Annotated in this window: 20 protein-coding genes and 1 pseudogene; 10 read left to right on the plus strand and 11 right to left on the minus strand. The window is 64.8% G+C overall.

Annotated features, from left to right (window positions below):
- Nucleotides 1–12: 12 nt before the first annotated feature.
- The 4 genes from ACJ2A4_RS03790 to ACJ2A4_RS03805 form a co-directional block, all read right to left on the minus strand.
- Entirely contained in the window at nucleotides 13–1,488 is a 1,476-nt protein-coding gene (locus ACJ2A4_RS03790) for a cytochrome-c peroxidase (RefSeq protein ID WP_371857371.1), read from the minus strand.
- Nucleotides 1,489–1,569: 81 nt separating this feature from the next.
- Nucleotides 1,570–2,388, minus strand: coding sequence for a DNA-methyltransferase (locus tag ACJ2A4_RS03795; protein WP_408873675.1), 819 nt, complete (start codon nucleotides 2,386–2,388; stop codon nucleotides 1,570–1,572).
- A complete protein-coding gene (locus ACJ2A4_RS03800) occupies nucleotides 2,385–3,527 on the minus strand; it encodes a murein transglycosylase A (protein WP_408873676.1) in 1,143 nt (380 codons plus the stop codon). Before ACJ2A4_RS03800 ends, ACJ2A4_RS03795 begins: the two co-directional genes overlap by 4 nt.
- Nucleotides 3,528–3,564: 37 nt before the next feature.
- On the minus strand, nucleotides 3,565–4,368 hold the full coding sequence (locus ACJ2A4_RS03805) for a Tim44/TimA family putative adaptor protein (protein ID WP_408873677.1): 804 nt from the start codon (nucleotides 4,366–4,368) through the stop codon (nucleotides 3,565–3,567).
- A 193-nt stretch (nucleotides 4,369–4,561) separates the two neighbouring features.
- Here ACJ2A4_RS03805 and secB point away from each other — a divergent pair, with 193 nt between their 5' ends.
- A complete protein-coding gene (gene secB / locus ACJ2A4_RS03810) occupies nucleotides 4,562–5,083 on the plus strand; it encodes a protein-export chaperone SecB (RefSeq protein ID WP_062507511.1) in 522 nt (173 codons plus the stop codon).
- Here secB and ACJ2A4_RS03815 read toward each other — a convergent pair whose 3' ends face one another.
- Both ACJ2A4_RS03815 and hemC read right to left on the minus strand, forming a co-directional pair.
- The gene (locus ACJ2A4_RS03815) at nucleotides 5,084–5,731 is read right to left on the minus strand and encodes a uroporphyrinogen-III synthase (protein WP_408873678.1); all 648 of its coding nucleotides are present in this window, start codon (nucleotides 5,729–5,731) and stop codon (nucleotides 5,084–5,086) included.
- A gap of 35 nt (nucleotides 5,732–5,766) precedes the next feature.
- Nucleotides 5,767–6,816, minus strand: coding sequence for a hydroxymethylbilane synthase (hemC, locus tag ACJ2A4_RS03820; protein WP_408873679.1), 1,050 nt, complete (start codon nucleotides 6,814–6,816; stop codon nucleotides 5,767–5,769).
- A gap of 67 nt (nucleotides 6,817–6,883) precedes the next feature.
- Here hemC and tsaD point away from each other — a divergent pair, with 67 nt between their 5' ends.
- From tsaD to ACJ2A4_RS03840, 4 genes are read left to right on the plus strand one after another with little or no spacing between them, the layout of a single operon-like run.
- A complete protein-coding gene (gene tsaD / locus ACJ2A4_RS03825) occupies nucleotides 6,884–7,981 on the plus strand; it encodes a tRNA (adenosine(37)-N6)-threonylcarbamoyltransferase complex transferase subunit TsaD (RefSeq protein WP_408873680.1) in 1,098 nt (365 codons plus the stop codon).
- On the plus strand, nucleotides 7,978–8,817 hold the full coding sequence (locus ACJ2A4_RS03830) for a 23S rRNA (adenine(2030)-N(6))-methyltransferase RlmJ (protein ID WP_408873681.1): 840 nt from the start codon (nucleotides 7,978–7,980) through the stop codon (nucleotides 8,815–8,817). The genes tsaD and ACJ2A4_RS03830 overlap by 4 nt, the downstream gene beginning before the upstream one ends.
- A gap of 2 nt (nucleotides 8,818–8,819) precedes the next feature.
- Nucleotides 8,820–9,791 carry an NAD(P)H-dependent glycerol-3-phosphate dehydrogenase gene (locus tag ACJ2A4_RS03835; protein ID WP_408873682.1) on the plus strand — a complete coding sequence of 324 codons (972 nt, stop codon included), beginning with the start codon at nucleotides 8,820–8,822 and terminating at the stop codon, nucleotides 9,789–9,791.
- A gap of 16 nt (nucleotides 9,792–9,807) precedes the next feature.
- Nucleotides 9,808–10,509 carry a TylF/MycF/NovP-related O-methyltransferase gene (locus ACJ2A4_RS03840; RefSeq protein WP_408873683.1) on the plus strand — a complete coding sequence of 234 codons (702 nt, stop codon included), beginning with the start codon at nucleotides 9,808–9,810 and terminating at the stop codon, nucleotides 10,507–10,509.
- Between the two features lie 15 nt (nucleotides 10,510–10,524).
- Here ACJ2A4_RS03840 and sodC read toward each other — a convergent pair whose 3' ends face one another.
- Both sodC and ACJ2A4_RS03850 read right to left on the minus strand, forming a co-directional pair.
- Nucleotides 10,525–11,031, minus strand: coding sequence for a superoxide dismutase[Cu-Zn] (gene sodC / locus ACJ2A4_RS03845; RefSeq protein ID WP_408874092.1), 507 nt, complete (start codon nucleotides 11,029–11,031; stop codon nucleotides 10,525–10,527).
- A 116-nt stretch (nucleotides 11,032–11,147) separates the two neighbouring features.
- Nucleotides 11,148–12,353: a NupC/NupG family nucleoside CNT transporter gene (locus ACJ2A4_RS03850; RefSeq protein WP_408873684.1), complete on the minus strand. Its 1,206-nt coding sequence runs from the start codon at nucleotides 12,351–12,353 to the stop codon at nucleotides 11,148–11,150.
- Nucleotides 12,354–12,510: 157 nt separating this feature from the next.
- On the opposite strand from ACJ2A4_RS03850, the gene ACJ2A4_RS03855 reads away from it, so the two are divergent.
- Complete coding sequence (locus ACJ2A4_RS03855) at nucleotides 12,511–13,005, plus strand: glutathione peroxidase (RefSeq protein ID WP_408873685.1); 495 nt, start codon at nucleotides 12,511–12,513, stop codon at nucleotides 13,003–13,005.
- Here the strand turns inward: ACJ2A4_RS03855 and ACJ2A4_RS03860 are convergent.
- Nucleotides 12,999–13,388, minus strand: coding sequence for a DUF4112 domain-containing protein (locus ACJ2A4_RS03860; RefSeq protein ID WP_062507588.1), 390 nt, complete (start codon nucleotides 13,386–13,388; stop codon nucleotides 12,999–13,001). The genes ACJ2A4_RS03855 and ACJ2A4_RS03860 overlap by 7 nt on opposite strands.
- A gap of 106 nt (nucleotides 13,389–13,494) precedes the next feature.
- Here ACJ2A4_RS03860 and ACJ2A4_RS03865 point away from each other — a divergent pair, with 106 nt between their 5' ends.
- From ACJ2A4_RS03865 to ACJ2A4_RS03880, 4 genes and pseudogenes are all read left to right on the plus strand, one after another.
- Nucleotides 13,495–13,740, plus strand: coding sequence for a hypothetical protein (locus ACJ2A4_RS03865; protein ID WP_408873686.1), 246 nt, complete (start codon nucleotides 13,495–13,497; stop codon nucleotides 13,738–13,740).
- 76 nt (nucleotides 13,741–13,816) lie between these two features.
- Nucleotides 13,817–15,373, plus strand: a complete 1,557-nt coding sequence (murJ, locus tag ACJ2A4_RS03870) for a murein biosynthesis integral membrane protein MurJ (RefSeq protein WP_408873687.1) — start codon at nucleotides 13,817–13,819, stop codon at nucleotides 15,371–15,373.
- A gap of 95 nt (nucleotides 15,374–15,468) precedes the next feature.
- A pseudogene (gene mutS / locus ACJ2A4_RS03875) lies at nucleotides 15,469–18,118 on the plus strand (DNA mismatch repair protein MutS).
- A gap of 160 nt (nucleotides 18,119–18,278) precedes the next feature.
- Nucleotides 18,279–20,963: a [protein-PII] uridylyltransferase gene (locus ACJ2A4_RS03880; RefSeq protein ID WP_408873688.1), complete on the plus strand. Its 2,685-nt coding sequence runs from the start codon at nucleotides 18,279–18,281 to the stop codon at nucleotides 20,961–20,963.
- Here ACJ2A4_RS03880 and ACJ2A4_RS03885 read toward each other — a convergent pair.
- Both ACJ2A4_RS03885 and ACJ2A4_RS03890 read right to left on the minus strand, forming a co-directional pair.
- Complete coding sequence (locus ACJ2A4_RS03885; RefSeq protein WP_408873689.1) at nucleotides 20,944–21,447, minus strand: hypothetical protein; 504 nt, start codon at nucleotides 21,445–21,447, stop codon at nucleotides 20,944–20,946. The two genes, ACJ2A4_RS03880 and ACJ2A4_RS03885, sit on opposite strands and share 20 nt — an antisense overlap.
- Complete coding sequence (locus ACJ2A4_RS03890) at nucleotides 21,444–22,625, minus strand: tetratricopeptide repeat protein (RefSeq protein ID WP_408873690.1); 1,182 nt, start codon at nucleotides 22,623–22,625, stop codon at nucleotides 21,444–21,446. Before ACJ2A4_RS03890 ends, ACJ2A4_RS03885 begins: the two co-directional genes overlap by 4 nt.
- Between the last annotated feature and the right edge of the window lie 116 nt (nucleotides 22,626–22,741).

Below are 22,741 nucleotides of genomic sequence, written 5' to 3' on the forward strand. Positions count from 1 at the left end.
CTTGCGCAGACTTCAGTTCGAAGCCGGAGCCCGCAGCGGCTGATCAGCCGAGACATCCTTGAGCGGAATGCCTTCATACTTGCCCGTCAGCGTCTTAAGGAACGCCACAATATCCGTGACATCCTGATCGGCAATGTCATGATCCGGCGTCTCGTAACGCGCCATCTCCCGCACGACCTGCTCCAGCGTGGTGGCCGAACCGTCATGCAGCCACGGACCCGTCAGCTCGACATTGCGCAGGTTCGGAACCTTGAACCGCTCCCTGTCGCCTTCCTGATGCGTCACGGCCATACGACCTTCATCCGCAGCCGTCAGCTTCGTGTGACGGTTCTCGAAATACGGCCCTTCCAGCCCTAGGATTTCGTAGGCGTCACCACCCACGGCAATGCCGCTATGGCACCCCGAGCAGCCGATTTCCTTGAAGCGCTCATACCCGCGCTTTTCCTGCGCCGTAATCGCCTTTGCATCGCCCTTCAGATACAGGTCAAAGCGGCTGTCCGGCGTGATCAGCGTCTTTTCATATTCCGCAATCGCCCCGGTGATCGTGTCCTTGTCGATCTGATCAGAACCGAAAGCCGCATTGAACTGCTCGGCATAACCCGGCGTGCTGCGCACATGATCGGACACCGTGTTCCAGTCATGCGAGCCCATTTCCAGCGGGTTCATGACCGGACCTGCCGCCTGCTCCGCAAGATCCTTCGCACGACCATTCCAGAACTGCGCCATGCTGAACACAGAGTTATAGACGGTCGGCACATTGATCGGCCCCTTCTGGCCGCCAATACCCGTCGCGGTCGTCAGGTTGTCTACGCCACCTTTGTTCAGGCCATGGCAGCTTGCACAGTTGAGCGTGCCATCACCCGACAGCCCCTTGTCGAAGAACAGCGCCCGGCCCAGTTCGGCCTTCTTCCAGTTTACATCCACGCTCTCGGGGATCGGCTGGATCGGCTCGCCACGGAACTGCGCCGCCACACCCGGCGTCGCATAGTAACGCTCGCGCTGCTCACGCACCCATTTCAGAATGTCCGCACGCTGCTTCTCGTCCAGATGCGCATGCGGATGCATCAGCAGATAGGCTGCCGGCGGCATCCGGTTCTGCGTGATGACTTCCTCGATACGTGAAAGCTGCTCGACCGAAGGCGGCTTGCCGTCCTGCAGGGCCGTCAGAACCGGCGCATATTCGAAATGACGCTGCCCCTGCACCAGATCACGCTTCATGATCTGATTGGCCAGCGGCAACTTGAAATAGAACGGCAGTTCAACATTCTGGGTATGGCAGTAATCGCAGCGCACTTCCCGAAGAGCCGCGAACGCCGCCATGGCCGTCGGGTCCTGACGCGTCGGGCTGCTGGCGGGCAGCTGCGGTGCTCCAGCATGATCAAAATGCTCAAGATAAGTGACGGTCCCGCCCCAGGCGACAACGCCCAGCGCCACCAGACCGGCAATTCCTTTTGTAATCGTGCTGGAACGCACCACTTTTCTCCTCATACTCACAGTGTCGTGATAATGCGGAAAAGTGATACACAAAGTCAAAGTGATTGAACCTGTCAGGAAAACAGGTGTTGTCGATTAATCCTCGTCCTCATGATCGATCGCCGCCCGCACCCGCTTGCGCGCCACGTTTACATAAGACGTATCGGTATCAATCCCGATCCCCACACAGCCCATCCGCTCCGCCGCCACAAGCGTCGTGCCCGACCCCATGAACGGATCGAGCAGCACACCGCCCGGCCGCAACCCATGCAGCCGGATACACGCCTCGGGAAGCGCCACCGGGAACGTCCCCGGATGGCTGAACTTCTCCTTGCGGCTACGCACGGTCTCGTAGGGAATAAACCACGTATCGCCCCGGCAGCGGCGGTCCGTGATGTGCTGACGCCGCACGATATTGCTCTTGTCCGTAAACGGTACCCCCGCATCCAGCCGCGACACTGGCACATTTCCCGTCTTGGTCAGATGGAACACATGCTCATGGTTGCGATTGACGAAACGCGCGGAATTGAGCGGCTTGAAATGCCCGTAGGTGATCTCACCCACCGAAATCGACTTGATCCAGGTGATGTGGTTCTGCAGCACGAACAGCCTGCGCAGACGCGTCATCAATTCGAATGGCAGCCAGGGCTGTGAGGACGACCCCGCGATGTTCAGGAAGAACGATCCATCATCCTTCATGACACGGGACAGACTGGTGCAGACATCCTCCATCCAGTCCAGATACGCATCCTCGGGCAGCCGGTCCTGATAGGTCCGGTACGGTACCCCCAGATTGTAGGGCGGCGACGTCACCACCACGTCCACGCTCTGCGACGGCATCCGCTTGAGGACCGTCGTGCAGTCCCCCCGGATCAGCGTATGGACACCGAGCTTCTCCCGGCGACTGCGGATCATTGTGCGGCAGGTTCCGCAGAAGGACGCGGCAGGAACAGCACCATCCGCCCATGCGCATGCAGGTTCCCGGCCACGGCCTGCGCCGCAGCCCCCCAGCCCGTGAACAGATCGGCCCGCCCGGCATCTTTGATATCCGTCCCGATATCCTGCGCGAACACCAGATGATCCCAGTTCACCTGCTGCCCGACACCATAAGGCAGCGTCGTCTCAACCCAGAGCGGCATGGCAAACGGCACCATGGTCCGGTCCACCGCCACGGACCGCCCGGCCGTCAGCGGCATCCCGAACGCGCCCTTCGGACCCTGCGCCAGATTACCGTCATCACGACGGAAGAACACATAATTCGGATTGCGCTCCATGACGGACATCATCCGGTCCGGATGCGCCTCCAGCCAGTTCCGGATGCTGTCCATGCTGACCCCATCCGCAGGCAGCTCGCCGTCCTGCACCAGAACACGTCCGAGCGGCACATAAGCCTGCCCGTTGCGCCCGTCATAACTGACACGCACCTGCCTGCCATCCGGCAGGATCAGCCGCCCCGAACCCTGGATCTGCAGGAAGAACAGATCGACCGGGCTTTTCAGCCAGGCAATCTCCAGCCCCTGTCCCGCCAGCGCCCCGCCATCAATCGCGGCACGGTCGTAATACGGCGCGAACTGCCCGTTGACCCAGCGCCCGCTGACCATCTGGCCATTGGTCGCCTTCGCCCGCACCAGATCACGCGGACGGCCATAAACCGGCGTCTGATAGGCCCCGCCCCGCGTCAGTGATGCCGGGATCTGCGGCTCAAAATAGCCGGTAAAGAACGCCTCAGTCCCGGCCTCGTAAGGCTGGAACCATGTCTGAAGATACGTCCGCGCATCCGTCGCCGTCGCCAGACCCGCACAGGCATTGGCCCATTCGCCAGCATGACGGCCATACGTGATGTCCTCACTCCCGCCGAGCACCGTCTCGGGCGGCAACTGCGACAGGCGATGGCACTCATTCCGCAGCAGCGGCATCAGGGAGGCAAAATCCTCCTGCCCCCACCCGGCAAGGGAGTCATAACCAACAGGAGAGAGCGAAAACGAAGACGGCGCATTTTGCGGGGTGCACCCACAAAGCACGCCGAGCGTCACCAGGGTCAGCAGTTTTTTCATCGGATCGGTAAAAAACTCGAAGCAGAAAACGAAAGGATCAGGCCGGACGGGACGCCGCCAGCCGCCACCGCGCATCGGACTGCCCGACAACACGCTCGAAAAGCCACAGATCATGGAACTCGGTTACGGCCTCAGTCCCGACCACGGGCTCGCCCGCACGGTCCGTCAGGATATTCACCTGACGCGAAACAATCTTCACCTCAATTCGGCCCGTCCGCGCGCCATCCTCTGCCAATACAAGCATCGCATCGAGAATGGACAGGCTCTCGACACCCCGCAGATCACTGCGCTGCGTCTCACCCGCCTGTTCCCGCGTATCGATCGCAGCGGAAAAGGACTCCATGGAGACCGGGGTCAGCAGCTTGTCCAGCACCGCACGGTCACCAACCGCAAACGCCGGCACCACCTGGCGGAACGTGTCCTCGGCATCCTTCAGGAAACCCGATGGCGAAAATCCCGGGAAAACGGACGCGATTTCACCGAGCACCGTTCCAACCCGCGTTGCAGGTGCAGGAATTTCATAATCCACTTCCGGTGCCGCAGCCGCATTGAGCGCCCCGTTCGCATCACCCTGTCCGCCCGATGCCTTACCCGGCAGCGGCGGCGGAGCACTCGGACGGGACGCATCCGGCGCCGCACCATTCTTCGCGCCCGGACCGAAACGCCCGGCGCCCGGACGCTCCTGCCGAACCCCCTGCATCCCGACACGGCGGCCAAGAACGCGGTAAAGCCTCACCCCCAGCGCCACGGCGAGCACGAACAGGATCACAAGGTCCCAGGGAAAATGATGACCCGCGTGATCCATGAGACCGGCGGGGAAGTGGATGTCGCTGGAAGACATGACGTCCTGTGTTTCGCAGTGTTCGGTGAAAGATCTGTTGCCCTAGAGATAGGGTGCAATCCCTCCGATCTCAACCATCTGTCCGCCAGAACCGTGTCTTGGCGCGCAACGGACATCATGCTACCGCCAAGGGATCGCAATCGTTCCAATCGATGTCCGCCCTGGGGTGCGCCCCTGCGGATCCGGAGACTGTATGTCAGAGAACACCACCGACAACGCCGCCCTGGGCCAGGAAAACGTGCCGGCCATGCCGCTGGCCATCAACCTGCAGTACACGAAGGACCTGTCCTTCGAGGTTCCGGCTGGCGCTGCCATCTTCACCACGCTGCGCTCCGCCCCGCAGATTTCCGTCAACATCGACGTCCAGGCCAATCGTCTGGAAGAAGACCAGGCCGTCTATGAAGTCGCCCTGGCCGTCCGCGCCGAGGCCGCAGAGCCGCCGGCACAGGAAGGTGGACAGGCTGGCCGCACGGTGTTCATCGCCGAGCTGACCTACGCCGCCGTCGTGACGCTGAACAACCCGCCGGAAGAGCTGATCGAGCCGATCCTGCTGGTCGAAGTGCCGCGCCTGATTTTCCCGTATGTCCGCTCCATCGTCAGCGATGTCACGCGTGACGGCGGCTTCCCGCCCGTCGTGCTGCAGCCGATCGACTTCGTTGCCCTGTGGCAGGCCAAGCGCGCCCAGCAGTTCCCGGAACCCGCCGGCGAAGCCTGATCAGACTGCTGGCCCGAGCTGCTCCAGCGGATCGGGCCACATCACCGCGCGCCATTCCTCCGGGTTCAGGCGCGCGGCAATGGCCTCTGACAGACAGAGCGCCCGCACGGCCGACAGCGCCGTCACGTCTTCGGCCCCGAGCGCTCCCCTGAACGCCTCGGCCGACTTCCCCGAATACAGCAACACCGCCTCAACGCGCCCGCTCCGAAGCGCATCCCGCGCCGTCTCCGGCAGAGACTCACACATGGCCGCCGCATAGACCTCGACGCGCTGCACACCCAGATCCCGCGCCAGTTCCACGCCATAGCCCTCACCACTGGCCAGCAGCACATCCGCGCCCATAATGCCGCGCGCCCGGCAGAACGCTGCCAGAGCCTGCGCATCCCCGTCCGCCGCCTCGACATTCACGAACCCGACCTTGCGCGCCCGCGCCGCCGTCCGCGCACCGACTGCCACAACAAGCCGGTCCCGAGGCCAGTCCCGCAGCGCAGGCAGCGCATTCGCACTCGTCACCAGCACGGCCCGGAATGCGCCCGGCGCAACGGGCTCAAATGTCGTGATGTCCAGCATCGGGCACGCCACAGCCTCCCAGCCAAGCGCCCGGACATCCGCCATTGTCGCGGACAGTCCGGGCTCTGGCCGGGTCACCAGAACAACACGTCCCGGTTCAGGACGGGTAAGCGTCAGGGACGCCTCATTTCATCAAAGATATGGGCCGGCGTGTCGCGGCGAAGCTCGTCCGCAAGCTCGGTACCCAGACGGGCCGCCTCAAGCGGCGCGCCCTCGATCTCGCGACGCAGCAGGAACGTCCCGTCTTCGCTCGCAATCATGCCGCTCAGCTTCAGCACGCCGTTCTCGATCCGGGCATAGCCGCCAATCGGCGTCCGGCACGACCCGTCCAGTTTCGCCAGAAGCGCACGCTCGGCCGTCGAAACCGCCCGTGCCTCCGGATCCTCGATCGCAGAGAGCAGTTCGCGCAGTTCCAGATCGCTCTCACGAACCGTCACGCCCACAATGCCCTGCCCCGAAGCCGGCAGCATCTGGTCCGGCTCCAGCACGACATCCACACGGTCTTCCATGCCCAGACGCCGCAGGCCCGCCAGCGCCAGAAGCGTCGCATCGCACGCTCCGGCCCGCAGCTTGTCCAGCCGCGTCTGCACATTCCCGCGCAGCAGACAGAACCGCAGATCGGGCCGTACATGCAGCATCTGAGCCTGACGCCGCACCGACGCACAGCCGACCAACGCCCCTTCCGGCAGGCAGTCATACGGACGCTGCGGATCAACCTTTACATCCCGGTCCCGCAGGATCAGCGCATCCCGCGCATCTTCACGCTTGAGCGTACACGCCAGCACCAGGCCCGGCGGCAGGTTGGTTTCCAGATCCTTGAGGCTGTGCACCGCGAAATCAATCCGACCGGCCGCCAGCGCCTCATGGATTTCCTTGGCAAAGAGACCCTTGCCGCCGATTTCCGCCAGACGCTGCACCAGATTGCGATCGCCCTCGGTGCTGATCTGGTATTCCTGAAACGCCCCCATATCGCGCAGAACGGGGCAGAACCGCGTCAGGCGCGTGAGAAAGTTCCGCGTCTGGACCAGCGCCAGCGGAGACGCCCGCGACCCGACACGAAGAGGGAGCTTGCGGCCGGTAGGCGGCTCAGCGGCATGGGAGCGGCGGACGGCTTCCGCGGCGACTCTCTGGAGCGCCTCGGAAGGCAGGACGGGAGCATTCATGAACGGCAGCTTTAGCCCATTCACACGGGACTGTCATGATATGACAGACTCGGCCATAATAAGAGCCATGTCAGCCCCCGCCACTTCTCCATCCGCACCCACGCGCCCCCTTCTGGCCATCGAAACCTCCTGCGACGACACGGCCTGCGCCATCCTCGCCTATGACGGCACGATCCTGGCCGAAGGCGTCCTGTCCCAGACCAACCACGCCATTCTCGGCGGCGTCGTCCCGGAAATCGCGGCCCGCGCCCATCTGGACGCCCTGCCCACACTGGTGGCGGAAGTCCTGAAAAAAGCTTCCCTGACGCTGGCTGATATCGACACTTTTGCCGGCACAACCGGCCCCGGCCTGATCGGCGGCCTGATTGTCGGCAGTTCCTACGCCAAGGGACTGGCCATGGCACTGCACCGCCCCTTCGTGGCCGTGAACCATATCGAGGCCCACATCCTCACCCCCCGTCTTCCCAGCCTCGGCGCGAATTTGCACTTCCCTTACCTGACAATGCTGGTCTCGGGCGGCCATTGCCAGTGCGTCTCGGTCGAGGAAACCGGCCGCTATGTCCGCCTCGGCGGCACGATCGACGATGCCGCCGGAGAAGCCTTCGACAAGGTCGCCAAAATGCTCGGCCTCGGCTGGCCCGGCGGCCCGGCCCTTGAAAAACTCGCCACCGAAGGCCGGGACGACGCCTATCCGCTGCCCCGCCCCCTCAAGGGCCGCGAAGGCTGCGATTTCTCGTTCTCGGGCCTCAAAACCGCCGTCAGCCGCCTGATCGACACACAGGACCCGACCGGCAGCCGCGACGCCCTGCCCCGACAGTTCGCCGCAGACGTCGCCGCCTCCTTCCAGCGTGCGGTTGCGGATGTCATGGCCGACCGCGCCGAACACGCCCTGGCCCTCAGCCCGAACGCTACGGCCCTGGTCGTCGCAGGCGGTGTCGCCGCCAACAAAACCCTGCGCCACGCCCTCGAACAGGTCGCCGCCAACCACGGCATCCCCTTCTTCGCCCCGCCCCTGCGCCTGTGCACGGACAACGCGGTCATGGTCGCCTGGGCCGCCCTCGAACGCCTCCACGCGGGCGAAAACCCCAACGAAATCGACACCGCCGCCCGCCCCCGCTGGCCCCTGTCTGAACGCACTCCCGCCACCCCGGAACACGCCTCTTGAACTACCGTCACATCTACCACGCCGGAAACTTCGCCGACTGCATGAAGCACGCCCTGCTTCTCGCACTCATCAAGGCCCTGAAGCGCAAACCCGCAGGCTTCGTCGTCCTCGACACCCATGCCGGATGCGGTCGCTACGACCTGACCTCCGAGGAGGCCGAAAAAACCGGTGAATGGCGCGCAGGCATCGGCCAGCTTCTGGAACGGCCAGCCGCCGAACCGCTGAAAGACTATCTCGACGCCGTCCGCCCCAACGTGCAGGACCGGCACCGCTACCCCGGCTCCCCCGCCTTCGCCCGCGCCGAACTCCGCCCGCAGGACCAACTCATCGCCTGCGAACTGCACCCCGAAGACGTCCGCCCCCTGCGCCGCATCTTCCACGCCGACCCGCAGGCCGCAATCCATCATCGTGACGGTTACGAAGCCCTCCGTGCCCTGCTTCCACCGAAGGATCTCAAGCGCGGCCTCGTCCTCATTGACCCGCCGTTTGAAAAGCCAGACGATTTCGCCCGCTGCGCCGATGCCATCGCGCTGATCCGCACCCGCTTCCGCGCCGGGATCGTCGCCGTCTGGTACCCGATCAAACACCGCACACCCGTCCGCGCGTTCTACACGGCCCTTCAGGACGCTGGCATCCGGGACATGCTCGCCTGCGAGTTCCTGCTTCGCCCACCCGTCGATCCCTCCCGCCTGAATGGCTGCGGCCTGCTGGTCGTCAACGCGCCTTTCGGCTTCGAAGACGAGGCCCGCAAAATCCTGCAAGCCCTCGCCACCGGCCTGCGTTCCCCTGACGCCGAAGACATCCAGATCAACATCGAACGGCTGGCAGAGGAATAACCATGACCAGACCCCATATTGCGATCATCGGCGCCGGAGCCTGGGGCACGGCGCTGGCCTGCGCCACGGCAGCGACCGGCGCGGACGTCACACTCTGGATGCGCAACCCGGTCCCACGCGGAACCCGCACCCTCCCGCGCCTGCCCGACATCACCCTGCCCGACAACGTCACCATCACCGGCAATTTTCCTCGCAGCGCAGACGTCGTCCTGCTCGTCACCCCGGTCCAGACCGCCCGCGACGTCTCGACGCGCCTTCAGACCGTGCTCGACCCCGCAGTTCCCGTCGTGACCTGCTGCAAGGGACTGGAACAGGCCACATCCCTCCTGCTACTCGACGTCCTGGCCGAAACCATGCCCGGCCGCCCGACCGGCGTTCTCTCCGGCCCCAACTTCGCCATCGAAGTCGCAAAAGGCCTCCCCGCCGCCGCAACGCTGGCCTGCGCAGACCTCGCTCTCGCGCAGAAACTCACGGCCCTCCTCAACACCTCCGCCTTCCGCCTCTATGCCAGCGATGACGCAGCCGGCGTCCAGCTCGCGGGCGCTGCCAAGAACGTCATTGCCATCGGCGCCGGCATCACGATCGGCGCGGGCCTGGGCGAGAACGCCCGTGCCGCCCTCATCACCCGCGCCGTTGCCGAAATCGGCCGCCTCGCCGAAGCTACAGGCGGCCGCGCCAGCACGCTCGCAGGCCTCGCAGGCATGGGCGATCTCATCCTGACCTGCACCGGACGCGGCTCACGCAATTACAGCGTCGGACTCGAACTCGGCGAAGGCCGTTCCCTTGAAGACATTCTGGCGTCCCGCACCACGGTCGCCGAAGGCGTCCTGACCGCCCCGGCCATGCGCGACCTCGCCCGCAAACACCATGTCCGCGCGCCCATCATCGAAACCGTCACCCGCATTTTGGGCGAAGGCTTCACGATTGAGGAAGCCCGACACCTTCTGCTGGACCGCCCTCCCACACGGGAGTAACCATGATGACATGTGGATGAGAAACGAGAGGTTGCGCCGCATCATCGGATGCAGCCGCATCGCCCGGGCACTGACCTTCGGGTTGCAGAACGCCCTGCAGATGCGACTGCTCTTCGGCCACAAGGACCCGCGGACCCTCTCCAGCCTCCGGCATGCCATCCGCGGCACACGATCGCTCCTCAGCGCGGATGAAGCCTTCATCCTGCATGAAATCGCCGCAGCCCAGACCACCCTGCCCGGCGATTTCGCCGAATTCGGCGTCTATGAAGGCGCCTCAGCGGCCCTGCTCTGTGCCGTGAAAAACGACCGCACCCTGCACCTGTTCGACACGTTCGAGGGCCTTCCCGAAAGTGTTCGCAGTGGCGAAAGCGGCGTCTTCCACAAAGGCCAGTTCATCGGCACCCTGCCGCACGTAAAACGCAAGCTGGCCGGCTACCGGAAGGTCCGGTTCCACCCCGGCCTGTTCCCCGGCAGCACATCCGGCCTCGAAGACCTGCGCTTCTCATTCGTCCATCTGGACGTGGACCTTCATGACGCCACCCTGGCCGGACTGGACTATTTCTATCCCCGTCTGGTCCCCGGCGGCATCATTCTCACTCATGACTTTTCAATCATCCCCGGCGTCGCCCAGGCGTTCCGCACCTTTTTCGCAGACCGCCCCGAACGCATCATCGAGTTCCCGACGACACAGGCCATGATCATCCGTCACCCGGCCTGAACAGCCGGGCCTGCCTCAGTGCAGAACCGCGCAGGCCACGCGATCCCCTGAACCACCAATCGGCTGACTCTGATAGTCATCGGGTTTCGCATGAATGACCACGGACGCCCCATCCGCATCCATCAGCGCCGGACGCTCCCCCTGTCCCTTCAGTGAAACGAGCGTGGAATAAAGCTCCACCGTCGCTGTCCCATCCGCTGCGACATACAAATTGGGCAGATCCCCGGCATCATTCGCATCCGCATTCAGCAGACCATGCACAACCGGCGTTGCCGCATGAACATGCGCGCCCGCACTGGTGAATTTCGGAGCCGCACAGCGCCCCTTTTCATGGAAATGAATCCCGTGCCAGCCCGGCGTCAGCCCCTGCACCTGAAGCCGCAGCAAAACGCCTTTTGGCGCCTCGGTCACGTTCACGATCCCATGCGAAGAACCATCCGTCCCCTTCAGCTCCCCCGTCACACTGTCGGCAGCACAGGCCAGGGAAGGAACGGCCATCGCAGAGGCCAGAAGAAAGGTCAGAAATCCGGAACGACGCGTGGAGAAACTCACAGTCCAGCAGGAAAGATGATAACTATTCTCACCTTACCCCGGGCCTGACACATTTTCGGATCAGAGATTCGTGAGCCGCCCCGTAATCACACGAACAGCCCTGCAATCACCGCACTCATTGCGTTGGACAGCGTGCCGGCTGCCACAGCCCGAACAGCCAGCGACGCCACATCCGTTCGCCGACGCGGCTCCGCACTCCCGAATGCCCCGATCAGAATCCCGATCGTGGAGATGTTCGCAAACCCGCACAGCGCAAAGGACAGGATCGTAATCGTCCGCTGCGACAGGGCATGCGCATGGATCAGCGGCGACAGGTTCACATAGGCCACGAATTCGTTGAACGCGATCTTCTGCCCCAGCAGCCCGCCCGCCGTTACACACTCGCTCCAGGGCACTCCGAGCAGCCAGGCAAACGGCGCAAACACCGTCCCCAGAATCTGCGCCAGAGACAGCCCCACCGCACCCAGAATCCCGTTCGCCAGCGCAATCAGCCCCACAAACGCAATCAGCACAGCCCCCACCGCCACCGCGATCTTCGCGCCATTCATCGCCCCATCCGCAATGGCTTCGAACATGCTGTGATGCCCGTGATCCGCCCCGGCAATCTGTGCATCGGACCGGCGCGGCCCCGGAAACAGAATGCGCGAGAACAGCAGTCCCCCCGGAATCGCCATGAAAGACGCCGCCAGCAGGTTCTCCATCGGCACACCAAGCGACGCATATCCCGCCAGCACGGACCCCGCGATAGAGGACGTCCCACTACACAGGACCGTCGCCAGCTCCCCTTCCGACATTTCCGCCAGACAGGTCTGAAGCGCGATCGGCATCTCGCTCTGCCCCAGAAAAATCGTCAGCACTGCCGAGAACGATTCGAGCCCCGTCGTCCCCAGCACCCGCGACAGCGCCCCGCCAATCAGCTTCGAGAGGAACTGCAACACGCCCCAATGCTGCAAAAGCCCCAGAAGGGCTGCGACATAAACAATCTCTGGCAGGACTTTCAGCGCAAAGACGAAACTGTCATTACCAAACAGCCCGTTCATCTTTGGCCCCACAAGCCCACCGAACAGGAACGCACTCCCCACATCTCCGTAGGACAGGACCTTCGTCACCGCATCCGACACCACATGCAGCCCATGCGCACCCGCGGGCACCCACAGCACGACCGCCGCAATCAGCACCTGCAACAGCAGCGCCCGTCCTACGAACGGCCAGTCAATGGCCCGGCGGTTGGTCGACAGCAGCGCACCCAGAATCAGAAGGCCGGCCATGCCGACAAGGACGCGCAGGATCACGCAGGCAAACTCCTCACCCAAAAACAGAACATCACAGCCAGTACTGGACCCGAAACGACCTGAACCTGTCTGTCATGTTACGTCCTGTCCACCCCTCCTCTCTCGCCTGAACGGTCTCAAACCGCTAGGATGCAGCAGATTGATAGGGAGAACCCCCATGACCTGTGCCTATGATTTCAGTCTGCCTGGCCTGTCCGGTGAGACGATCGACTTCTCCGCCTGGCGTGGTCGACCGCTGCTGATCGTCAACACAGCGTCGAAATGTGGCTTTACCCCGCAGTATGAGGACCTCCAGCACCTCTGGTCCCGCTACGGCCGCGACTACCCCGAAGGCCTGATGATCATCGGCGTGCCGTCAAACGATTTCGGCCAGCAGGAACCCGGCTCGTCGGCAGACATCAAGAATTTCTGCCATCGCAATTACGGCGTGAGCTTCCCCATGACCGCGCGCCAGCACGTGCGCGGCCCGGAAACCACACCGCTGTTCCGCTGGCTGGACAAACAGGGCGGCTTCCTCGCCCGCCCACGCTGGAACTTCTACAAATACCTGACCGACCGCGACGGCAAACTCGTCAACTGGTTCACGCCACTGGCCAAACCCGCCTCAAACCGCGTCGAGGAAGCCATCCGCAAGGTCCTGCTGGATCACTGAACGCCAAGCCGTCCGGCCAGTGCGGCCTCGATCAGCGCGATATTCCGCAGATCGGCCTTGAAGACCGTATCAAACAGATCCCCCGCAAGCGGTACGAGGCCCACCACGGCCTCGATCGCGACATTTCCCAGCATCCGCTGCACGGTCTGGCGGTCCACGCCCATCCGGCGCCCTTCCCAGACAATATAAAGCGACAGCGCCGTCCCGATCAGCGCACCGCCGCCCGGCAGAAGTCCCAGCAGCGTATCCAGCCCCGCCCGCAGCCGCAGGCCGGGAATCCGCGTGGCCGAGTTCAGCAGCCAGGCCAGACGGCGGATCCGTTCCAGCCTCCGGCGGAGTTCGGCAACACTGGCGGGCGGAGAAATCGTGGAAAAATCAGTCATGGCACCGGCTATCACGCAACAGCGAACCGGAAGTTCGTCTTTTTTCCTTGAACATCCGTATCGAAACCCGCCAGAGTTCAAGTCAGAAATGTGACCGGAGACATTTATGAAGGACTCATTGCTCCGCCCCATCCTGCCCCTTCTGGTCGTGGCCGCCCTCGGCGCCCTGACCCCGGCCGTGGCCCATCACGTCACGACCTTCCTTGGCCTGTCCGGCATTTTCTGGGCCAGCGCCATGCTGATGCTGGAAGTGACACTTCTCTGCATCGGTGTCGCCGCAATCCGCCCCACGATCCAGCAGCCCGCCAGAGCCGAGACGACCCTGCACAACCGCGAAACGGTTCTGCGCTGACACTGATCCGCCACACTGCGTTTTTCCTGCCCGGGAGCATATGTTGCGGCGCTGAATGATCGGCTAGGATCAGGAAATGCTTCGCAATTTCCTGACAGTCGGCAGCTGGACCATGCTTTCGCGTGTCCTCGGCCTCGTTCGTGACCAGCTTCTCGCCGCGTTCCTTGGTGCCGGCCCCGTTCAGGACGCCTACCTGATCGCGCTTCGGCTGCCCAACATGTTCCGGCGCCTCTTCGGCGAAGGCGCGTTCAACGCCGCCTTCGTGCCGATGTTCACCGAGCGCTACGAAACAAAGGGCCACCAGTCCGCCCTGCGCTTTGCGGGTCAGGCGCTGTCCGGACTGATGCTCTGGCTCGCCCTGCTGACCATTCTGGCTGAAATCTTCATGCCGCTGGTCGTGAGTTTCATCGGTTCGGGCCTCACCGGGACCCGCTTTGAAACCGCGGTGCATCTGTCGCGAATCACGTTCCCCTACATGCTGCTGATCTGCGGCGCAGCGCTCGTCTCCGGCGTGCTGAACGGCCTCGGCAAGTTCACCGCAGCCGCAGCCGCCTATGTCACCTTCAACATCATCGGCATCGCCGCCATCCTTCTCGGCGCACTGGTCTGGCACAACACCGCCGTCGTCAGCGCCTGGGGCGTGACGCTCTCCGGCGTCGTCCAGCTTGGTGCCCTGTACTGGGCCGCCCGACGCGCCGGCATGGCCCCACACCTGACATGGCCCAGCCTGTCGCCCGATATGCGCGCTCTCCTGCGCCGCATGGGCCCGGGCCTCGTCGGCTCCGGCGTCACCCAGATCAATCTCACCGTCGACACCATCATCGCCACGCACCTGCCCGTCGGCACACCCTCGATCCTGTATTTCGCCGACCGCATTAACCAGCTCCCGCTCGGCGTGCTGGGCTCGGCAGCCGGCACGGCGCTGCTGCCGCTCCTGACGCGCCATATCGCCAATAACGACCGCGCCGCCGTCCATTCGAGCCTCAACCGCGCCATCGACTACACGCTGCTCCTGACGCTGCCTGCCATGATCGGCATGATCGTTCTGGCCTCGCCCATCATGGCCGCCCTGTTCGGCTACGGCCATTTCACCGTCAGCGATGCCATCCTCTCCGGCCAATGCCTTCAGGCCTACGCGCTCGGCCTGCCCGCCTTCGTTCTCATCAAGGTCCTCTCCCCGGCCTTTTTCGCCGAAGGCGACACCGTCACCCCCGTCCGCATCGGCTTCTTCACTTTGGCGCTGAACCTCGTCCTCAACCTTCTGCTCTACCGTCCGCTCGGCCATATCGGCCCGCCGCTGGCCAGCACGATCGCCGCCTTCGTCAACTGCACGCTGCTCGCCGTCATCCTGCACCGCCGCGGCCTCTTCATCGCCGACCCGCTCCTGAAAGGCCGCGCCCTGCGTATTACGGGCGCCGCCATCATGATGGCCCTGTGGGTCGCTGCCGCCGAAAAACTCGTAGCCCCCGGCCTGCCCTACTGGCATGGCGTCTGGCGTCTGGGCATGCTCACGGCGCTGATCGTCTTCGGCATCCTCGCCTATGCCATCATGCTTGACGCCCTCAAGGTCGTGCGCCTGCGTGACGCAGTCGTGGCTTTCCAGTCACGCCTGAACCGCCGACGCGCCCGCTGACCCCATCCCGCCGGTTCACACACCGGCGGAGAGACGTTATTTTCCCACCCCCTTCCCGAAGTGACAGCCCGGAGACCGGACCCATCGGCACCTTTATGCCCCTGCCTACCGCCGAAAACGCCAGCCCTGCGATGGCCCAGTGGTTCGACCTCAAACACCAGGAACCCGACGCCCTCCTGTTCTTCCGCATGGGCGATTTCTACGAGCTGTTCTTCTCCGATGCGCAGGCCGCCGCCATGGCGCTCGACATCGCACTCACCGCCCGCGGCAGCCATCAGGGCGAACCGATCCCCATGTGCGGCGTCCCCGTCGCAGCAGCCCCGGCCTATCTGTCGCGCCTGATCCGCCGAGGCTTCCGCGTCGCCGTCGCCGAACAGACACAGGCCCCGCCGAAAAAAGGCGAAAAGCCCCAGAAAGGCCCGCTCGCCCGTGCCATCGTCCGCGTCGTCACCCCCGGCACCCTGACCGAAGACGAACTGCTCGAAGCCGGACGCGCCAACCTGCTCCTCGCCATCGCCCGCAGCCCGGAAAAGCGTGCAAAGGCGGTTGGTGCAGCTTGGATCGACATCTCCACGGGCGCCTTCGAAACCGCCTCGGTGCCTGAAAGCGCCCTGCCCGAACTGATAGCCCGGCTCGACGCCGCCGAGATCCTGTCCGAACCCGACCTGATCCAGCCCGATTACGCCTCCCGACTGGCCCCCGTCGCCGTCCCACCCACGCTCGACAGCGCCCGCACCCTGGTCGCCCGCGCCTATGGCGTCGCACAGATCGACGCCTTCGGAGACTTCCCCCCGAACAGGCCATCGCCTGTGCCATGGCCCTGAACTACGTCCAGCGCAGTCAGGCCGGAGCGCTCCCACGCCTCTCCCGCCCCATCCCGCAGGGCACGGACGGCGTCCTCGGCATCGACCCCGCCACCCGCGCCAGCCTCGACATCCTGCGCACCCGCGATGGCGAGACGAAACACAGCCTTCTCGGCGCCGTCACCCGCACCGCCACAGCCGCAGGCTCCCGCCTCCTCGCCCAGTGGCTCGCCTCCCCCTGACCGACGCCACCGCGATCACGGACCGCCAGAACGGCTGGCTCTGGCTGCAATCCATCCCCGGCCTGTCCAACGCCCTCGGCGACATCCTGCGCCGCACGCCAGACCCCGCCCGCGCACTGGGCCGCATCTCCGCCGGACGTGGCCAGCCGCGCGATCTCGCCGCCATCCGCGACACGCTGATCGCCGCCAACGACATCACCGCCCTGTTCCAGCCCGCCTGCGACCAGAACACCCCCACGCTGATCCGCACTCTCACCGCAGGCCTCTACGGCCGCGCCGATACCCTGCTGGAACAGCTTCAGGCCGCCGTCGCCGAAACCCTTCCTGCCCGCATCGAAGACGGCGGCTTCATCGCCCCCGGCTACAACACGGAGCTGGACCGCTATCGCGGCCTGCGCGACGAAAGCCGCCGCATCATCGCCGCCATGCAGGGCGAGCTTTCCGAAAAATTCGGCGTCTCAAACCTCAAGATCAAACACCACGCGCAGCTCGGCTACGTGATCGAAGTCCCGTCCGCTACCGGCACGAAACTGCGCGACAACCCCGAACTGTCCTTTCGTCAGGGCACGGCCAGCCTCGCCCGCTTCTCCACGGAAGAACTCGCCGGCCTGGACCGCGCCATTCTCGAAGCCGCCGACAAGGCGTCTGCGCTCGAACGCCGCATCTTCGCCGAACTCTGCGCCCGCATCCTGCAAACCCCGGCCCTCGATGAAGTCGCGGAGTTTCTGGAGCTAGCCGACGTCCTGCGCTCCTGCGGTCTGCTCGCGGAAGGCGGCTCATGGTGCCGCCCCACCGTCACGGATGGCACCGAGTTCAGTCTCGTCGCCTGCCGACACCCGGTCGTCGAAGCCGCACTGGCCGAGTCGGGAAGCGCGGATGCCCGGTTCATCCCAAATGACTGCGCCCTGCCGCCCGAACACCGCGCCATGCTGCTGACGGGTCCTAACATGGCGGGCAAATCCACCTTCCTGCGCCAGACCGCCCTCGCGGTAATTCTTGCGCAGGCCGGCCTCCCCGTTCCGGCAAAAAAAGCTCATATCGGCGTCGTGGACCGCCTGTTCTCCCGCGTCGGCGGTGCGGATGACCTCGCCCGCGGCCGCTCCACCTTCATGGTCGAAATGACCGAGACCGCCGCGATTCTCAATCAGGCCGGCCCCAAGTCCCTCGTCGTCGTGGACGAGATCGGGCGCGGCACTGCAACTCTCGACGGATTGTCCATCGCATGGGCAACGCTCGAGGCCCTACACACCCAGCTCGGCTCCCGGACAATCTTTGCAACACATTTCCATGAACTCGGCGCCCTGACCGAATTCCTCCCCCGCCTCGCCCCCTACACGATGGCCGTGAAAGAGTGGCGCGGCGAGGTCATCTTCCAGCACGAGGTTCGCCCAGGGTCCGCCCGCAAGAGCTGGGGCCTGCATGTCGCAAAACTGGCGGGAATCCCAGCTTCCGTGGTCAATCGCGCCAGCCGTCTCCTGTCCCAGTTCGAGCGCGAACAGGCCGAAGCCCGCTCCTCGCTGCCCCTTTTCGAAGCCGTCGCGGAGCCGGAACCCCCGCCGCCTCACACACCTGAAACGCCACCCGCCCCATCCCCGCTGGAAGACGCAATCGGGGCTCTGAACCCCGATGATCTCTCTCCCCGCGACGCATTGGATGCGTTATACAATCTGAAACGCCTCGCCGCCGGAAACGGCACTTGAAAGAAAACTCTTTCTGGGGCGAAACTTCTCCTCTTCCCTTCGCTGACGATACGGATAAGCCCCTGTCTGACCGAACCGCTTCCCCCCGCGCGACCCGGCCTCACCGCTCAAGGCTGCCCTCGAGACCGCCGCGGCACAGGGGCTGACCAGCCGCGAGAACGTGCTCTCCATCCTGCGCCGCCATCTCGGCAGTGGGCACGCCACGGTCCGCGAACGGTTCGAAAAGCGCAGGATCTCGGGAGTCGATGCCGCCCGTGCCCTGGCCCATCAGGCCGACGACATGGTCTGCGCTTTGGCCGATCTTGCCGCACAGAAACACGAAGCCCCCGGCGAGTCCCTCTGCCTCTGCGCCACCGGCGGCTACGGTGCAGGCCTCCTCGCCCCCTTCAGCGACATCGACATCCTCTTCCTGATCCCCGGCGATCCGACCCCGGCCATGACCACCCGGATCGAGTTCATCCTCTACGCCCTGTGGGATCTCGGCCTGCGCGTCGGCCACGCCACGCGCTCCATCGCCGACTGCATCCGCGACGCCGACACCGACCTGACCATCCGCACCGCCCTGCTGGACCTGCGCTTCCTCCACGGCGAGCGCGACCTCGCCCGCGACCTGCGCTGCGCGCTCGGCGCCGATCTGCAGAACGACCGGCTCTGCGAGTTCGTCATGGGCAAGATCGGCGAGCGCGAACAGCGCCATCGCCGCTTCGGCGACAACCCCTACATGGTCGAGCCCAACATCAAGGAAGGCCGCGGCGGCCTGCGCGATCTCCAGACCCTGAACTGGATGGGACGCGCCGCCCTCGGCTGCGCGGTCTCGACCCCCGACCGCAACGGCGCCCCCGGCGAAGCACCCGAAACACCGTCCTTCGCGTCCTTCGGCCTGCTGACAGACCGCGAATCCCACCGCGCCCGGCGCTCATGGGACTTCCTGTGGACGGTCCGCCTGCACCTGCACTACATCACCGGCCGCGCAGAAGAACGCCTGACCTTCGACGTCCAGCCCGTCATCGGCGGCCGCATGGGCTACGCCACGCATGGCCGCCAGCGCGGCGTCGAGCGCTTCATGCGGCACTATTTCCTCACCGCGCGCGACGTCATGCGCCTCACCAGCGTGCTGCAACCCGTCGTGCTGATGCATCTTCAGGACCAGACCACCGGCGAGCCACCCAAGGTCGTCCCCGGCCCCGAAGAGTTCCAGACCATCGCCGGCCGCATCTGCCCCATCGAGCCCGTGACCTTTGCGGCCCAGCCCCGCGAAATGTTCCGCCTGCTCGACTGCGGCCGCCGTCACGATCTGCCCCTGCATCCCATCGCGATGCAGCAGATCATCCGCAACGAACGCCACGCCGTTACCCTGCGCGACGATCCCGAAACCGCAAAAATTTTCTTGGACCTGCTCTGTGAGCCCAGCGCGGACGACACCAAAGCCGTCCCCTTCTGGCTCCCGATCCTCAACGAAACCGGCCTCCTCGGCCGCCTCCTGCCGGACTGGTCCCGCGTCGTCGGGCAGATGCAGTTCGACAGCTATCATATCTATACGGTCGATGAGCACATCGTCGAAGCCGTCCGCATGATGGGCCAGATCGAAGCCGGACGCATGGCGGACGAGATCCCCCTGGCCTACACGCTGGCCAGCGATCTGCGCTCCCGACGCGCGCTCTACGTCGCCGTCCTGCTGCACGACATCGGCAAGGGACGCGGCGGCGAGCATTCCGAAATCGGCGCCGACCTCGCGCTCACCATCTGCCCGCAGCTCGGCCTCGACCCCGAGGAAACCGACACCGTCTCCTGGCTGGTCCTGCACCATCTGCTGCTGTCCCAGACCGCCTTCACCCGCGACATCGACGACCCCCGCACGATCCTCGACCTCGCCGACACCATCCAGTCCCCCGAACGCCTGCGCCTCCTCCTTCTCCTGACCATCGCCGACATGCGCGCCGTCAGTCCGAAGGTCTGGAACGCCTGGAAAGCCACCCTCCTGCGCGAACTCTTCTCCCGCGTCGCCGAGGTGCTGGAAGGCGGACTGGCCGCTACCGAACGCGACAGCCGCGTCAACCACGCCCGCGAACTCGCCCGCGACGGCCTCGCCGGCACCCTGCCCGAAAGCAGCATCGACCGCTTTCTGGACCTCGGCTATCCGAGCTACTGGCTCGGCTTCGATACCGACACCCAGATGCGCCACGCCCGCATGGTCCACGACTCAGACCGCTACCGCTCCCCGGTCACGGTCGAGGCCTACCCCATCCCCGAACGCGGCGTCACCGAACTCACCGTGCTCTGCGCCGACCATCCTGGCCTGTTCTCCCAGATCGCAGGCGCCCTAGCCGTGGCAGGCGCCTCCATCGTGGATGCCCGCATCCACACGCTCAGTGACGGCATGGCGCTCGACACGTTCTGGGTGCAGGACGGCGAAGGCTGCTCCTTCGAGGAAACGCACCAGCTTGGCCGCCTGAACCACCTCGTGGAACAGGCCCTTTCGGGACGCCTCGACATCCGCAAGGGCATCGAGGACGCCAGCCACCACAGCACCTCGCGCCGGATGCGCGCGATCCACGTCCCGCCCCGCGTCGTCATCGACAACACCGCCTCGGACCGTCACACCGTCATCGAAGTCAATGGCCGCGACCGCCCCGGCCTGCTGCACGACGTCACCTCCGCCCTCAGCAGCGCGTCACTCCAGATTTCCTCAGCCCATATCACGACCTACGGCATGCGCGCCGTGGACGTTTTCTATGTGCGGGATCTGCTTGGCATGAAAATCACCGATCCGGTCCGCCTCGCCCGCCTGCGCGAAACCCTGCTCGCCTCTCTCACAAGCTCTCCGGTCACCACACCCGCGAGCTGAGCGCCTCCGCAACATCCCGCAGCACGGCCTCCCATCCCGCGGCAACCGCCGCACCGGAGGGCGGCCGGAACTGCCGGACATCCCCGTACCAGTCCACATCCTTCCAGCGCCAGTCGCCACCCTCACGATTGAGCAGCCATAAAGGCCGCCCCAGCGCACCCGCCATATGCGTCACCAGCGTATCCACGCTGATCACAAGCGCACATCGCCCCACTTCCCGCGCCAGATCCACAGGCGTCTCAAGCGAAACCCGCTCCATCCAGTCCGGCACCTCGCCGCGCTGAAGCGCCACAAACCGCACACCGTTCACCTGCCGCAGCACGTCCAGACACTCCACCGGAACCGACCGCCTGCGATCAAACCGATAGGACGGATTCCCCGACCAGCAGATCCCGATCCGCCCCACCTCCACCCGCTCCGGCACCGTCAGATAAGGTCGAACAGACGGCACATCCTCCATCCCCAGCACCCGCGGCAAACTCAACAGACTGACCTCCGCCGCAACCGGCCCATCTGCAGGCAAATCCGCCCCTGATCCAGTTCCGGCATCAACCCCGCCAGCGCCGCCGTCCGAAACCGGAGCCGCAACGGCCGCCGCCTCGCCGCTTCTGTCAGGAAGCGCAAAAACTGGACCTCGTCCCCCAACCCCTGCTCCCCGACAACAGCCACCGGCTCCGTTCCCGCCGATCCATCCCATTGTGGAACTGCGGACGTGATCCCCAGCAACACCCGGCGGCTCTCAAAATCCCGCCACCCTTCCGCAAACCGCCCCTGCCCCAGCAGAATGGTCGCCCGGTTGAACCGCGCCCGCGCAGCTTCCTCGCATGTCTCACGAATCATGATCGCCTGAAAAAGCGCCTCTGCCTCCTCCAGCCGTCCGACTTCCATCAGAACCGTACCCAGACTGTTGGCAATCCGCCCGTCCAGAGGTCGAAGCTCCAGCGCCTCCTGCAATGTTGCGCAGGCTGCATCAAGCTTGCCCAGCGCCATTTCCACGAGCCCCAGACTGTTGAGTGTCTCCGCCGTCCGAGCCCCAAGCTCACAGGCCCGCAGAAGCACTTCCCGTGCCTCCCCGAACGCATTGCCGGCAAAAAGCGCGGCCCCCAGATTGGCCAGCGCCGCCCCATCCTGTGGTCTGCGATTCACGACCTGCCGGAACTGCCCGACAGCCTGCTCCCACAGCCCGTCATCCAGAAAAAGCGATCCGAGCCGCGTCCTCACAAAACTGTCATCCGCCAACAGATCCGCCGTTTTCCGCAGAGCCTCACGCGCCTCGTCCCGCCGTCCCAGCACCATAAAAGCATCTCCCAGAGCGGCATGGGCACGCGGGTCCGAGGGCTGCAAAATCACGGCAACATTCAGGGCCGCCCGCGCCGCTTCAGCATGGCCCTGCGCCAGAAGCGCAAGCCCCAGCGTGATGTGCATCCGGGCCTTGCGATCAGGAGAAATGCCGCTTTTCTGCAAGGCGCGCCCGACCAGTGCGATGGCCGTGGCATCCTGTCCACGGGCCCGCGCCAGACAAGCCATCCCATGCAGCGCATCCGGCTGTCCCGGCTGCCCGGCCAGAATAGCCCGGAACCTGGCCTCCGCCCCTGCAAGATCCCCGACACTGAAGCAGGCAAAGGCGGGCTCGGTGGGGTCATATGAAAACAGAGGTCTCATCAACTCTTCGTGCTCCGAAATTCCTGGAAAATCCACCTAGACATGCGTTAACGAAGTTTTCACAGTTCTTTGGTCAAAATGACAAATCCAAGTCAGTGTCAGAGGTTTTGAGACGA

The organism is Gluconobacter roseus, assembly GCF_046058915.1.
Lineage (GTDB): Bacteria > Pseudomonadota > Alphaproteobacteria > Acetobacterales > Acetobacteraceae > Gluconobacter > Gluconobacter roseus_A.

Excerpts from the sequence above, each read along its gene's own strand:
- ACJ2A4_RS03795 (WP_408873675.1), bottom strand. The coding sequence starts at position 2,388 with ATGATCCGCAGTCGCCGGGAGAAGCTCGGTGTCCATACGCTGATCCGG.
- hemC (WP_408873679.1), bottom strand. The coding sequence starts at position 6,816 with ATGAATGCTCCCGTCCTGCCTTCCGAGGCGCTCCAGAGAGTCGCCGCG.
- secB (WP_062507511.1), top strand. The coding sequence starts at position 4,562 with ATGTCAGAGAACACCACCGACAACGCCGCCCTGGGCCAGGAAAACGTG.
- ACJ2A4_RS03800 (WP_408873676.1), bottom strand. The coding sequence starts at position 3,527 with ATGAAAAAACTGCTGACCCTGGTGACGCTCGGCGTGCTTTGTGGGTGC.
- ACJ2A4_RS03865 (WP_408873686.1), top strand. The coding sequence starts at position 13,495 with ATGAAGGACTCATTGCTCCGCCCCATCCTGCCCCTTCTGGTCGTGGCC.
- ACJ2A4_RS03805 (WP_408873677.1), bottom strand. The coding sequence starts at position 4,368 with ATGTCTTCCAGCGACATCCACTTCCCCGCCGGTCTCATGGATCACGCG.
- ACJ2A4_RS03860 (WP_062507588.1), bottom strand. The coding sequence starts at position 13,388 with ATGACTGATTTTTCCACGATTTCTCCGCCCGCCAGTGTTGCCGAACTC.
- ACJ2A4_RS03790 (WP_371857371.1), bottom strand. The coding sequence starts at position 1,488 with ATGAGGAGAAAAGTGGTGCGTTCCAGCACGATTACAAAAGGAATTGCC.
- ACJ2A4_RS03855 (WP_408873685.1), top strand. The coding sequence starts at position 12,511 with ATGACCTGTGCCTATGATTTCAGTCTGCCTGGCCTGTCCGGTGAGACG.
- tsaD (WP_408873680.1), top strand. The coding sequence starts at position 6,884 with ATGTCAGCCCCCGCCACTTCTCCATCCGCACCCACGCGCCCCCTTCTG.
- ACJ2A4_RS03840 (WP_408873683.1), top strand. The coding sequence starts at position 9,808 with ATGAGAAACGAGAGGTTGCGCCGCATCATCGGATGCAGCCGCATCGCC.
- ACJ2A4_RS03835 (WP_408873682.1), top strand. The coding sequence starts at position 8,820 with ATGACCAGACCCCATATTGCGATCATCGGCGCCGGAGCCTGGGGCACG.
- ACJ2A4_RS03890 (WP_408873690.1), bottom strand. The coding sequence starts at position 22,625 with ATGAGACCTCTGTTTTCATATGACCCCACCGAGCCCGCCTTTGCCTGC.
- murJ (WP_408873687.1), top strand. The coding sequence starts at position 13,817 with ATGCTTCGCAATTTCCTGACAGTCGGCAGCTGGACCATGCTTTCGCGT.